Source organism: Glutamicibacter sp. NPDC090743 (genome assembly GCF_044769125.1).
Lineage (GTDB): Bacteria > Actinomycetota > Actinomycetes > Actinomycetales > Micrococcaceae > Glutamicibacter.
The window spans coordinates 252,199-264,112 of the sequence record NZ_JBIVXE010000006.1 but is presented as its reverse complement, the minus strand read 5'-3'; the positions used below and the strand labels follow the sequence as shown (position 1 = coordinate 264,112).

The window sequence follows — 11,914 nt, the reverse complement described above, 5'->3', positions numbered from 1 at the left end:
TACGCTACTTGGCTTCCGAGGCGGAGGTCAGTGCATCGGTGAAGGCATCTACCGCTTGACTGGTGGATTTCGGCCCGCCGGCACCCCAGATGTTTGGGAACTGGAAGGTCCGGCCATCCTTGACTGCGGTCAAGTTGTTCCAGATCTCGCTGGATTCCAGCTCGGTGGTCCACCCGGTGCCTGCGTCGTTGGAGTAGAACAGGTTGACGTCGCCAACGCCCGCTAGGCCTTCTATGTCCGTCTGGGCCAGTCCGTATTCTTTGTTCACGCCGCCGGATCCGAAGGACTTGTTGATGTCATCGTTCCAAGCTGGGCTCAGGCCCAGTTCCTTGCCAAGCTCTGTGAACAGAGCCCCGTCAGTGTATGGACGAATCGTCAGGTTGGAGCCGTCAACCCAACCGTCGAAGAAGAGGAAGTCGGTGGTTTCCAACTTCACCTCGGAGACTTCCTGTTTTTTCTGCGCCAAGTGGGCGTCGAATTCGTTGAGCACTAACGCAGCACGCTCGGTGCGGCCGGTGGCTTCGGCGACCTGTGAGAAGACTTTTTTCATGTTGCCGATGGGATCCGCAGAATCGTTGCCCTTGACCGCCAATACGGGAACGTCGCCCTTATCAAGCTGCGACAGCACGGGGTCTTCTTCACTAAAAGCGTCCACGATGATTAAGTCGGGGTCCAGCGCGTAGATCGAATCCAGATCTGGCTCGCCACGTTCACCCACCGAAGCAACACCCTCAGGCAGCTCCTCTGCAGTGACGTAGGTGCTATATCCATCTGGGGAAGCGACGCCCACCGGAGTGACGCACAAGGTTAGTACATCTTCAATTTCCTGCCATTCGAGCACCACCACGCGCTCGGCTGGTTTATCCAATTCAAGTGTGCGGCCCAGATCATCGGTCATAGATACCGGATCTGTGCTAGTGGCGGTGGTGTCATTCGCGCAACTTGCGGATGCGGCAGCGGGGCTCCGTTCGGCACCAGCGCTGCTAATGTCCGTGGTACCGCAAGCGGTGGCTGAGAACAACAGTGCTAGAGCGGCCGCTGAAGTGACTGCATTTCGAGCGAGTGTAGGCATAGGTTTTCCCTTGTAATTATATGTTTCGGTGGTAGAAAGAAAGTGGTCAGCTCATCCGGTGGCGGCTAACCGGTTCGATGCGCAACAATCCATTCTGCTTATCAGAGAGGACCTGCACAGGGATCTCATAGACCTCCGAGAGGTTATCTGCGGTGAGGACCTCAGCGGGGGTTCCTGAGACGTATACCCGGCCGTGTTTCATCAGCACCAGCCGATCAGCCAACGCGGCAGCTTGATTCAGGTCATGCAGGACGATGCCGATGGCTAGCCGATCTTGACGGGCTAGATCATGGACCAGATCTAGGGTCTCGACCTGATATCTCAAGTCGAGGTGATTGGTCGGCTCGTCGAGAAGCACCACATTGGTTTGCTGTGCCAAGCACACGGCCAACCAGACACGTTGAAGTTCTCCACCGGATAGTTCTCCAGCTGCCTTCCGGGACATCGAGGTAGTGCCAGTCAGTTCCATGGCCGAGGCAATCGCCGCATGATCCGCATCGGATAGCCCCGAGAAACCGCGCCGATATGGATGGCGACCGAAGGCGACGATATCTGCCACGGCTAACCCTTCCGGGGTGGCGTGGGACTGCGCGAAGAGCGTAACTTCGTGGGCGAATGTTCGTCCATTCAGCGTGCTAATTTCGCGGGCCTCCCCGTGAGAATTGGAGAGCGTGATCACCCCCGCGGCGCGCTCATGCAACCTTGCCATGGAACGGAGAAGTGTGGATTTCCCGCTGCCATTGGGTCCAATGAGTGCGGTGACTTCACCCGGGGATAAACGGATGGAAGCACCGTCCACCACAGTGCTTTTGCCGTAGCGGAGCACTACCTCGTGGGCGAGCATCGTTCCGGCTGCGGCGGATGCTGCTCCGGACGCCACGTCTAGCATGCGTAAGGAACGGATTGAATACGTCCGATTTGAATAGGTATTTTCACTTAGGTAAGTCTAAGTTAACTAATCGATGTCAGCAATCGATGATTTCTGACAGTGCATCCGGCTTTTCGGTCACCTATTCACATTTGCTAAGGCGAATGTGCCAGGTGTGGAGCCCAAGGTGCGTCGAAAAGCGTCGATAAAAGTACTCGGCTGCGCGTAGCCCAGCATTTCAGAGATGTCTTGGACGCCTTCACCGTTGGTGAGCAGCTCCAGGGCGCGATGAATTTTCACCGCTTGACGCCACTGGGCAAAGGATAAGCCGGTTGCTTCGCGGAAGACTCGCGTGATGGTTCGTGAGCTGATTCCAGCATCTACCGCCCATCGCTCGAGAGATCGGTTATCCGCAGGGTTGGCTAGTAAACGGTTGGCAATGCCATGGATACGAGGGTCATCGGGCAAGCGCAGCGCTAGCTGATGAGCTGATGGTTTGAGTACGTCGAAAACTACAGCCTCCGCACGCGCTCTGGCTTCTTGGCTCAGTTCCCGACTGGATAAATGGACCAGCAACGACTTAAGCAACGGTTTCATGTCGATCACTGTAGGGGTACTGAATGGGGTGGTGGTTCGCTCAGGGGAAAAGAACGCGCTGAAAAGTTCTACATGTGCGGTCAGGCGTCCACCGTGCAACGCTCCGGACGGAATCCACAGACCATGACCCTCGGAGACCGTAAAAATCTGTCCTTCGATTCGAGCGGTGAGTGTCCCATCTTGGGTCCATAAGAGCTCATGGGCCAGGTGCGAATGAGGCTCCCACTCCGTAGAGACATCAATGGTGTGCGTTTCGCTCAGAATCACAAATGATGAGGTCGCATCGCTAGGCAAGGCAGTTGCTTGCACTAGAGCAGTACCTGGTTCACGGGACCAAGTACCAAGCCCGATGGTCGAGGTAGGAGGGGAAGTCATATTTGCAGTATAGAAAGTATTCGGCATGACATAGCAGGTTTCATGTTAGATCTACCGAACCCCTTGAAGAACGGTTCAATAATCGCGTGCCAAAATTCTACGGATCGGCTATTAAACCAAATACATTTCACCCCCAACTGGTTCAATCAGGAATCTAGGCTGCGTTCGGTTACCCACAGAAGGCTATTCCAGTGTGTAGTACTCAAGCATGTCATCACGTTTTTCCAGTCTGAATCCTCGACTGGTGAGCAGTCGGGTTGAAGCAGTGTTAGCCGGAGCTACGCGGGCACTGAATTTCGTAATTCCGTATATCTTGGGAATTGAAATCAGGGTGCTATCGAGCACGGCTCCACCAACTCCTCGCCCCCATTGATCTGGAGATACCCAGTAACCGACCTCCACGCAACTTTCCTGCCGGGTGCAAAACACGAGGCCCACTGCTGCATTTGCTTCAGTAGCTAGGAACCATCGAGAGCCCCCCACAGTGTCGAGTGGTTCATGTTGGAGGGATTGCTTAACGCAGGCGTTGATGGTTTGCCGGTCCCATGGCTCCCCATACCCAATAAAACGAGCTACACGTTCATCCGAGGCCATGCTGGCAAAGAATTCGGTGTCTGCGCTGCGAAATGGACGCAGGGTAATTGATTGTGAGCGCGACATCCAAAGCCTTTCGATGTCGTAAATTTAAAAAACTCTTAAATGCATTAAACAGTACTAGACCTACCTATGGCGCTCTTATTTCAAATAGAGGTCAATGAGCGCTCAGAATCCCGCGCCGACCGCGCCGAGCGTCCCATAGCGGAAACCGAAGAACACGGCCCAGTGAAACGGTCCACAACGAGAACCTGCGCAAAGAACTGTTGAAGGTGAAACGGGAGAACGGCTTCATAAAAGTTGTCGGCGCTTATCGCGCCTCGAACAGTACGGAGTAAGCGCGGTCTTAGACTTCATCGAAGCCCACATAGGCGAGTATCCAGTGAACTGGATGGGCAGGAAACCCAGAATTCCAGGGGCAGTCACTACCGATGTCTGAACGCCTGCCAAGAGCTGAGCGAAGCCTAAGTCCTGCGAGCACACCGCACGAAACTGCTCCAGGACGAGTGTGAGGCGTCCAACCAGGTTGCCGGTGGCGGACAATTAGTGGATTTGATCCGCAAAAACCATGAGGAAGACATCTCGACATCCACGGTGATGTCGCTCATGAAAGAGCCGAGAATCCGGGCCACGCGGATGAGCGCCTTCAAAACCACGACCGTGCGTGAGCGCCAATCCCGGACGGTGCGTATAGAAAACCATAGGGTCGACAATCTCGGCATGCGTGACTTCCGCTCCTCGCGGCTTGCGGCGAAACTGTTAGGCGATATTGCCTGTCTGCGCGCCGGTGAAGGCTGGTTGTATTTGGCGACGGTGATCGATTTGAATTCGCGACAGATCGTGGGCTGGTCAATGGGTAAGAACATGTAAACGTAGTTGGCCATTGACGCGAGGGGGCTTGCTGCGTCGCAGGCGTTCATCCAGTTTGGTAGTGTGTTCCATTCAGACCGAGGGCCCAATGTACCTCGGCGCGTTCCAGAGGTGGTGTGCTGCGCACAGGGTGCGGTAGTCGACGGGACGCGCCGGGGTGTCCCTGGGATAATTCCGTCGCCGAGTCAGCCTTCTGGACGATCAAGAAGGAAATGTTCCACCACAGGTTCTTCAGCAGCAGGGTGGCTGCGTGTGCCGCAGTGAAGGAGTGCATCGCGGTTTGGTACAACCGGAAGCGCCCGTATACGGCAAATGGCGGAGTTAGCCCCAGGCGGTTCTGGACTCATATCAGGAAAGGGATCCTCTAGCTTTGACGGCTTGAGGAAATGTACAAAAAGATCAAAGTTCGTGTCCCAAAAACTTGACCAGCTCAGGAGCGAGCTCATCCCTTATGAGCTAACAATCGACGACACTGGCAAGATCCAAAACATCGTAGTGAAGGATGATGAGTATCTTGTCTCGCAGTCTGCGGCACTAGCTCTAACTACCGAAGAAGAGGAAATCGAAGTTGACCCCACTGTCCCTGGCAGCGAGGAGGACAGTGGGGCATTAATCAATCCTCTCCCCCTGAACGTCGCCGAAATGGCGGCTTCAAAGCTTAGTTCGTCCAACAAGACGAAAGTTGCAAACTACGCAATCAAGTGGGCTAAGTCGTACAATCCTGCCTATAAGAGGCACGGCTACGACTGTACTAATATCGCTTCCCAAGCGCTTTATGCAGGTGGATGGAAGAAAATTGAAGGCTACTACAAGAGCAACTCGAAATGGTTTGGCTATGGTGTCATGACCAGCTGGACTTGGAGCGGTGCTGAAAATTTCTATCGTTTTGCCCGGAATGAATCAAAGCGGGCTTCACGTCTTGCCAGTGTCTACAGCCTCGTTCCTGGAGATATCCTTCAGTACAAAACGAACGGTGCCAAGATTAAGAATATGACGCACACCATGGTGACCACTAAGAAAATCAATGGTGTCCCATACCTCTCGTACCACAGCAACGCTACTTTGAATAAGCCCTTCACTCAGCTGAAACCACTGAATGTAACTTGGTACGCGCATAGGATCTAGTCGTACAGCTCATTCGATTTGCAAAGGTCATTTGTGTACAAAAAACGCATCTCAAAGATTATTGCCCCACTACTGCTGTTTCCGCTGGCTCTTTCGGCAGCAGGGTGTTCAGCCGATAGGAAGCAGGCTTGTGACGGAGGAAAACCCGTCAGCGATCCACAGGAAGCAGTTCGAGTACTACTTGAGGCTGCAGAAACAACCGACCATGACAAAGCGTGTTCAGTGATCATGGACAAATTAGACGAAACAGTCATGAACACACAGCTAGCTGCGCTGAAGACCGACATGGATTCGGTAGAAGTCACCTCATCCAACTTCACGATGGTCGAGTTCGAGCGCGGCGGTCCAGCACACTTCTACCATGTGTATGCTGATCAGCCTGATAAGTCCGTGGACCTTACGCTCATGGACGTTGGCAAAGGATCGCGAATAGTATTTGGCGAAAACTACTGAGTCACTACCGTATTATCAAGCCCCGCGATAAGGACGTAGACCCTGAATCTCATTCAGGGTCTACGTCCTTTCAGCTGATTGCTCATCGATATGAGCAGGGGTCGGTGCTGGCGACCTCGAATATGCCTTTTGGCCGGTGGGGTGAGGTTTTCGGTGATGATGTTGTTGCTTCGGCGATGATTGATCGTTTGGTTCATCATGCGGAGGTGTTGTCTTTGGCTGGGGATTCATATCGGGTGAAGAACCGTCAGGATCTGCTGCGCAACGCTGAGCAGGTATAGAACAAATTGGGTGTGGAGGGGTCAATTTTCGATTGGCGGTAGGGGGTCAATTTTCAGTTAGCGTTGATAAACTTTGGCTACAAATCCCGCTGTGGGTTCTGAACATGCGAGCATTCCCCGTTCAGGATGGTCGTGGACGTTAGACACAGGCTAGGTATGCCATGAGGTTCTCGTCCCGTTGAACACCCTGGGTCCTCGCAAGCTCGTCTCCAAGGTGTGTCGGGCGTCCGCTGGCGTGTCCGGTTGGTGGCCCGGACTTCGTCAGGTCTTTTCCTGTTTTTGCTGCTGTCCTTCGGAGTGTACGGGCCACCTCCAAACCCACAAGCCACTCGCTGCGCTTCGGGCGTGCTCCACCAGAAATTCTTGGTCCGCGCTCCTTCGTCGCTTCTTTCGGCCCAAGATTTTCGTGGATTGCGCACGCCTGACGGGTTGATGGGTTTCCGGCTGGCCCCGCTACATTTCTTTTCGCCAGCAGGCAGAAAAACAACCGGGGGAGGGCTTCGACGGGAGGCTGGCAATCTGCCCCTCTTTCCGTGAAGCGAAAGGATGCAAAAAACCTATGCAGACCACGACCAAAGACAGCCGCGAAACCGTTACCGTCCCGGCAACTGTCGAGCGCGATATGTACGGCGAAGTGTATGACTGGATGGAATCGCTGGCCGGTACCGGGTGGTACGAAGTTCCAGGGTGGGGACGCGACGGATGGGACCTGAGATCCTGGCCTTACATCATCTTCGCCGCGACGAAGACGACCGATGAAACCGGGAAGCTGTGCGGATACACCACCTACGTGGAAGGCGACGTAACTGGTCAAAAGAACTAGGCCGTCCGGCAGAACGCTCCGATTATGGACAAGGGAAGCAACAGCTAGGAAGCCTTTTTGGTTTCCTTGGTAGCAAACCAGCCGGGCAAGCTAATCAGCAGCCCCACGACACCAACAATCGCCACCACCCAAAGAGCCGGGGCAGGCCATGAGTCCAGGTTGTTCTCATCCATGATGACCCCCGTAGAATACAGGGCAATCCCGCTGCATACCAAGGCAGTCAAGCTCATCCCGAGGGCCACGGACCATAGGGTTCTTCGATTTGCATCCACTGTCTGCTCCTTCGTATCTCCAGTCAACTGGCGCACCTCCAAGGAGGCTTCTGCTTCCGGAGAATTCTGAATAGTGCGTCAACCCAGAGTACTGTCTCCGATGCCTCTTAGCTGGGTGCCGCAGATGGAATCCTCGCCCAGAGAAATTTCAACTCCGTGCAGCATCGAGGGTGCGGCACCATGCTATTGCGAGATGCTGGAATGTTCTCGGGCCAAGGGAATTGAGTTTTCATATAGCAGTGCGGGCGGGATTTTTCTTGTTTCGTTCGTGCTCGTAGCGAATCGAACTCGATTCTCCCTGCCTGTTTTAGGGTTTGGGTCGTTTGGCCTTGTCTTGCAGTGCTGTGGTTTGCAGATTTTTCGATCTGTGATTGAATGCGTCGAGCACTTCGGGGCCACACCCACGGCATGCCGTGGGCCAATTGCATCGACCATGGTTCGGCAGAGGTCTTGTTCTTCCTTCGGAATGCTCCGTGCAAAAGTTCAGCGTCGTTGACCAAACCGGCCATTTCCGGGGAATTGCCGCAGAAAAATGGGTGCATGCAACGCAATGTTGCATGCACCCATTTCCTGGAATCTTGGACTCCCTAGGCAAGTACCTGGCGCTTGGAGGAAATGACGCCGGTATTGAATCCAGCCAGGCGCAGGCCGCCGTGGAAGCGGGCGTGCTCGATCTTCACGCAGCGGTCCATGACCACATTCATGCCCGCGGCCTCGGCGCGCCGGGCCACTTCCTCGTGCCAGGATCCCAGCTGCAGCCACAGGGTCTTCGCGCCTACGGCCAGGGCCTCGTCCAACACGGTAGGCAGGTCATCGTGCTTGCGGAAAACCTCCACCAGATCCGGGGTCTCCGGCAGATCGGCCAGCGACTTGTACACCGGCTGGCCCAGGATCTCATCGAGTACCGGGTTGATGAAATACACCTTGTACTTGGAGGAGGAGAGCAGGTAGGTAGCCACAAAATAGCTGGCGCGCGATGGCTTGTTCGAGGCGCCGACAATGGCGATGGACTTGGTGTCACGCAGGATCTCCAGGCGCTGTGCGGCTCCCGGGCCTTCCCAAGCGGTATCAACGGCAGTCATTAGATTGCTCCCTTCGAAGCGGTTGGCAATGCGCAGGCGGAACCGTCGTAGGCCGGTGCCTCGAACCCTGCGGCGGAACCGGCAATCGCTTCCTGCGAAGCGGCCAGCGCCTGGTCCAGATCCCAGAGGATGTCCTCGACATCTTCCAGTCCTACCGACAGGCGGATCAAATCTTCTGGCACGCCAGCGGAGACCAGCTGCTCGGCGCTCAGCTGCTGGTGGGTGGTGGAGGCCGGGTGCAGCACCAGGGTGCGGGCATCGCCGATGTTGGCCAGGTGGCTGGCCAACTGCAGGGCTTCGATGAACTTCGAGCCGGCTTCGCGCCCGCCCTTCACCCCGAAGCTGAAGACCGAGCCGACGCCCATGGGCAGTAGCTCCTTGGCCTGCGCGTGCTGCGGGTGGGATTCCAGGCCGGCATAGTTCACGTAGGTCACGCGCTCATCGGCCTGCAACCAGGCAGCGACCTGCTTCGCGTTGGACAGGTGGTTGTCCATGCGCTGCGGCAAGGTCTCCAGGCCCTGCAGCAGCTGGAATGCGGACTGGGCCGGCAGAGCCGGTCCGAAGTCGCGCAGCTGCTCGCTGCGCAGCTTGGTCAGGAAGCCGTACTCGCCGAAGTTGTCCCACCAGGAGACGTTGCCGTAGCTGGCAACCGGTTCGGTCATGGTGGGGAACTTGCCATTGCCCCAGTTGAACTTGCCCGACTCGATGACCACGCCGCCCAGGGTGGTGCCGTGCCCGCCGATGAACTTGGTGGCCGAGTGGATCACGATATCCGCGCCGTGCTCGATAGGGCGCAGGATGTACGGGGGAGTGAGCGTCGAATCGACTACCAGCGGGAGATTGTGGCGGTGCGCCACCTCGGCCAGGCCCTTCAGGTCAGCGATGTCGCCGGACGGGTTGGCCACCACCTCGGTGTAGACGGCCTTGGTGTTTTCCTGGATCGCCGCTTCGAAGTCGGCGGGATCATTGGAGTCGATGAAAGTGGTGTTGATGCCGAAGCGGCGCAGCGAGACATCGAGCTGGGTGATGGTGCCGCCATAGAGCTTCGAGGAAGCCACAATGTGGTCGCCTGCCTGGGCCAAGGCCGCGAAGGTGACGAATTCCGCGGCCATGCCCGAGCCGGTGGCTACCGCTCCGATGCCGCCTTCCAGCGAAGCCATGCGCTCTTCGAAAGCCGCTACGGTCGGGTTGCCGATACGCGAGTAGATGTTGCCGTACTTCTGCAAGGCAAAGAGGTTGGCCGCATCGTCAGCGTCCTTGAAGACGAACGAAGTGGTCTGGTAAATCGGCACTGCGCGTGAGCCATGCTCGGCATCGGGGGTGCCTCCGGCATGCAATGCGCGGGTGCGGAATCCAAACTTGTGATCTGCCATGGTGGCTTACGACTCCTTGTCGATTGGGGTTTCGCGGGCACCGCAGGGCGGGCCGCGATCGAGGCAGGAATCCCGGAATCAATGTCGCTTCCTGCTGTGGTCCAACGGGTAGGCGGCTGCATCGTTTCTGGCGGTAGCACCGTAACCACCGGATGTGGCAGGTTGCTGCGGCGTCATCGAACCAGATCTCTCAGCCGCTCGGGATGGTGTAATAATCTTCGCAACATGACCGTTCGTGACCCAACTATGAGTCGTAACGTTGCGTATTGGAGCTGTTATCGGAGATTCTTCGATACCTATTACCCCGGTTAGGCTGGAGTCATGGATACTTCGCTGGCACTGGTGCGACACGGGCAGACCGATTGGAACCTTGCAGGGCGCCTGCAGGGGCGTACCGATATCCCGTTGAACGATACCGGGCGCGAACAAGCTCGCGAGGTCGGGCGCCAGCTCATCGGCCAGAACTGGTCGCTGGTACTTGCTTCGCCCTTGGAACGTGCCCGGGAAACTGCCGCGCTGATTGCCCAGCAGATCGAGGCCGAGACGGGGAACGCTGTTCCGGAACTCATTGAACGCGGCTTCGGCCCGCTGGAAGGCCGGATCATGGCCGAGGTCAGCGAAGCGGAATCGGCTGCTGCCAAGGACCTGCGTGAGCCGCGTGCCCAGATCTTGAGCCGTGCGGTGCCAGCGCTGCTGGAGTTGGCCAGCAGGCATGCCGGGCGCAAGGTCATGATTGTCAGCCATGGGGCCACCATGCGCACCATCCGTGACGCATTGGCCGGAACCACGGATCCCCAAGGCGTGGAAAATGGCGAAATGCTCCACTTGGACTTGATCCGCCTTGAGCAGATCGCCAGCGAATTGGATCTGATGGCTTTCTAGGAATCCATGGGGTCTCTGCGTGAAGGAAATTTTTTTCATTCACGCCTCACAAAATGGTCTCCTCGTACGTTTACATGGTGAGAAGCCATGAAGGCGCAAATGCCAGGAGATCCATGCAAGCACCGTTCGAGCGGATAGTCCAGGACTATGGACTGAACGTCCTGCGCGTTTGCCGTGCCCTGCTTGATGAGCATCGCGCGCAAGACGCCTGGTCCGAAACGTTCCTTGCCGCGCTCAAGGCGTACCCGCAATTGCCTGAAGACGCCAATGTCCTGGCATGGCTAGTGCGTATTGCCCGGAACAAAGCCATTGACGAGTTGCGCAGGAACAAGCCGGAAATCCTCATCGGCCAAGACGTGGACAGCCTGGCCCCATCGGCCCAACGGCCGGATCTGCAGTTGGAGAACCTGCAGCTGTGGCATGAGGTGAACCAGCTTCCTGGCAAGCAGCGGCAGGTGGTGGCCTACCGCTATCTGGGCGGAATGAGCTACGCGCAAATTGCCGGAATCCTTTCCGGCACCGAAGCTGCCGCCCGGCGTTCGGGCGCCGATGGGATCAAGAATCTGCGGGCCCGGATGGATGACCAAGAACTATGGAGGGAGCAGCCATGAACGGAATAAATTATCGGCAGCAGGCTACGGCCGCTGAAGCGCAAATCCTCGACTCGCTGCAGGGCCGGCTCGTTGAGCGGGCCCGTGCACGGGAACTTGTTGATGTTGCCTATCGCGTGGTCGATAGCCCCGTGGGGGCCTTGCTGCTGGCCAGCACCGATGCCGGGCTGGTCCGGGTCGCTTTTGAATCCGAAGGCCATGACCGGATTCTGGAGGTGCTCTCGGAAAGGCTCAGCCCGCGGATCCTGCGCGACAATTCGAGCCTGGATGATGCCGCCCGGCAACTGGAGGAGTATTTCGCGGGCCAGCGGCATGGCTTCGATCTTCCGGTGGACTTGCAGCTCTCCACCGAGTTCCGCCGCCAGGTGCAGCTGGAACTGGGTCATATCGATTACGGGCATACCCTGAGCTACGCCCAGCTGGCGCAGCAGATCGGCAAGCCGAAGGCGGTGCGGGCCGTCGGTTCAGCCTGCGCCACCAACCCGATTCCCATCGTGCTGCCCTGCCATCGGGTGCTGCGCACCGATGGTTCATTGGGCGGCTACCTGGGAGGCTTGGAAGCCAAGTCCGAGCTGCTGAAGCTGGAGAACCCGGACTTCGCCAGCGGCGCCGCGACGCTGTTCTGACGGGCAGCTC

Annotated in this window: 14 protein-coding genes, 1 pseudogene and 1 riboswitch; of the genes and pseudogenes, 8 read left to right on the top strand and 7 right to left on the bottom strand. The window is 57.0% G+C overall.

What is annotated here, in order from left to right; genetic code table 11:
• Positions 1 to 4: 4 nt before the first annotated feature.
• The 4 genes from ACIQTS_RS14255 to ACIQTS_RS14240 all read right to left on the bottom strand — a co-directional run bounded on the left by ACIQTS_RS14255 (position 5) and on the right by ACIQTS_RS14240 (position 3,572).
• A complete protein-coding gene (locus ACIQTS_RS14255; protein WP_332488347.1) occupies positions 5 to 898 on the bottom strand; it encodes an ABC transporter substrate-binding protein in 894 nt (297 codons plus the stop codon).
• A gap of 220 nt (positions 899 to 1,118) precedes the next feature.
• Entirely contained in the window at positions 1,119 to 1,961 is an 843-nt protein-coding gene (locus ACIQTS_RS14250; protein WP_105657938.1) for an ABC transporter ATP-binding protein, read from the bottom strand.
• A 117-nt stretch (positions 1,962 to 2,078) separates the two neighbouring features.
• Positions 2,079 to 2,912, bottom strand: coding sequence for an AraC family transcriptional regulator (locus ACIQTS_RS14245; protein ID WP_402473716.1), 834 nt, complete (start codon positions 2,910 to 2,912; stop codon positions 2,079 to 2,081).
• A 183-nt stretch (positions 2,913 to 3,095) separates the two neighbouring features.
• On the bottom strand, positions 3,096 to 3,572 hold the full coding sequence (locus ACIQTS_RS14240) for a GNAT family N-acetyltransferase (protein ID WP_105657939.1): 477 nt from the start codon (positions 3,570 to 3,572) through the stop codon (positions 3,096 to 3,098).
• A 111-nt stretch (positions 3,573 to 3,683) separates the two neighbouring features.
• On the opposite strand from ACIQTS_RS14240, the pseudogene ACIQTS_RS14235 reads away from it, so the two are divergent.
• The 5 genes and pseudogenes from ACIQTS_RS14235 to ACIQTS_RS14215 all read left to right on the top strand — a co-directional run.
• Positions 3,684 to 4,758, top strand: a pseudogene (locus tag ACIQTS_RS14235) (IS3 family transposase); the annotation flags it as partial.
• Positions 4,759 to 5,018: 260 nt separating this feature from the next.
• Entirely contained in the window at positions 5,019 to 5,501 is a 483-nt protein-coding gene (locus tag ACIQTS_RS14230; protein WP_402473756.1) for an amidase domain-containing protein, read from the top strand.
• Positions 5,502 to 5,534: 33 nt separating this feature from the next.
• Positions 5,535 to 5,954: a hypothetical protein gene (locus ACIQTS_RS14225; RefSeq protein ID WP_402473715.1), complete on the top strand. Its 420-nt coding sequence runs from the start codon at positions 5,535 to 5,537 to the stop codon at positions 5,952 to 5,954.
• The gene (locus ACIQTS_RS14220; protein WP_402473755.1) at positions 5,924 to 6,235 is read left to right on the top strand and encodes an ATP-binding protein; all 312 of its coding nucleotides are present in this window, start codon (positions 5,924 to 5,926) and stop codon (positions 6,233 to 6,235) included. Before ACIQTS_RS14225 ends, ACIQTS_RS14220 begins: the two co-directional genes overlap by 31 nt.
• A gap of 559 nt (positions 6,236 to 6,794) precedes the next feature.
• On the top strand, positions 6,795 to 7,058 hold the full coding sequence (locus ACIQTS_RS14215) for a hypothetical protein (RefSeq protein ID WP_402473714.1): 264 nt from the start codon (positions 6,795 to 6,797) through the stop codon (positions 7,056 to 7,058).
• 44 nt (positions 7,059 to 7,102) lie between these two features.
• Here the strand turns inward: ACIQTS_RS14215 and ACIQTS_RS14210 are convergent, their stop codons facing one another.
• The 3 genes from ACIQTS_RS14210 to ACIQTS_RS14200 all read right to left on the bottom strand — a co-directional run bounded on the left by ACIQTS_RS14210 (position 7,103) and on the right by ACIQTS_RS14200 (position 9,785).
• Positions 7,103 to 7,330: a hypothetical protein gene (locus tag ACIQTS_RS14210; RefSeq protein ID WP_146112981.1), complete on the bottom strand. Its 228-nt coding sequence runs from the start codon at positions 7,328 to 7,330 to the stop codon at positions 7,103 to 7,105.
• A 587-nt stretch (positions 7,331 to 7,917) separates the two neighbouring features.
• On the bottom strand, positions 7,918 to 8,412 hold the full coding sequence (locus ACIQTS_RS14205; RefSeq protein WP_105657946.1) for a CoA-binding protein: 495 nt from the start codon (positions 8,410 to 8,412) through the stop codon (positions 7,918 to 7,920).
• Positions 8,412 to 9,785 carry an O-acetylhomoserine aminocarboxypropyltransferase/cysteine synthase family protein gene (locus tag ACIQTS_RS14200; protein ID WP_332595232.1) on the bottom strand — a complete coding sequence of 458 codons (1,374 nt, stop codon included), beginning with the start codon at positions 9,783 to 9,785 and terminating at the stop codon, positions 8,412 to 8,414. The genes ACIQTS_RS14205 and ACIQTS_RS14200 overlap by 1 nt, the downstream gene beginning before the upstream one ends.
• Positions 9,786 to 9,900: 115 nt before the next feature.
• Positions 9,901 to 9,995: riboswitch (SAM riboswitch) on the bottom strand.
• 111 nt (positions 9,996 to 10,106) lie between these two features.
• On the opposite strand from ACIQTS_RS14200, the gene ACIQTS_RS14195 reads away from it, so the two are divergent.
• From ACIQTS_RS14195 to ACIQTS_RS14185, 3 genes are all read left to right on the top strand, one after another.
• Positions 10,107 to 10,667 carry a histidine phosphatase family protein gene (locus ACIQTS_RS14195; protein WP_402473713.1) on the top strand — a complete coding sequence of 187 codons (561 nt, stop codon included), beginning with the start codon at positions 10,107 to 10,109 and terminating at the stop codon, positions 10,665 to 10,667.
• 113 nt (positions 10,668 to 10,780) lie between these two features.
• Positions 10,781 to 11,278, top strand: a complete 498-nt coding sequence (locus ACIQTS_RS14190) for an RNA polymerase sigma factor (protein WP_332595234.1) — start codon at positions 10,781 to 10,783, stop codon at positions 11,276 to 11,278.
• Entirely contained in the window at positions 11,275 to 11,904 is a 630-nt protein-coding gene (locus ACIQTS_RS14185; protein ID WP_402473712.1) for a methylated-DNA--[protein]-cysteine S-methyltransferase, read from the top strand. The genes ACIQTS_RS14190 and ACIQTS_RS14185 overlap by 4 nt, the downstream gene beginning before the upstream one ends.
• The last annotated feature ends 10 nt before the right edge of the window (positions 11,905 to 11,914 follow it).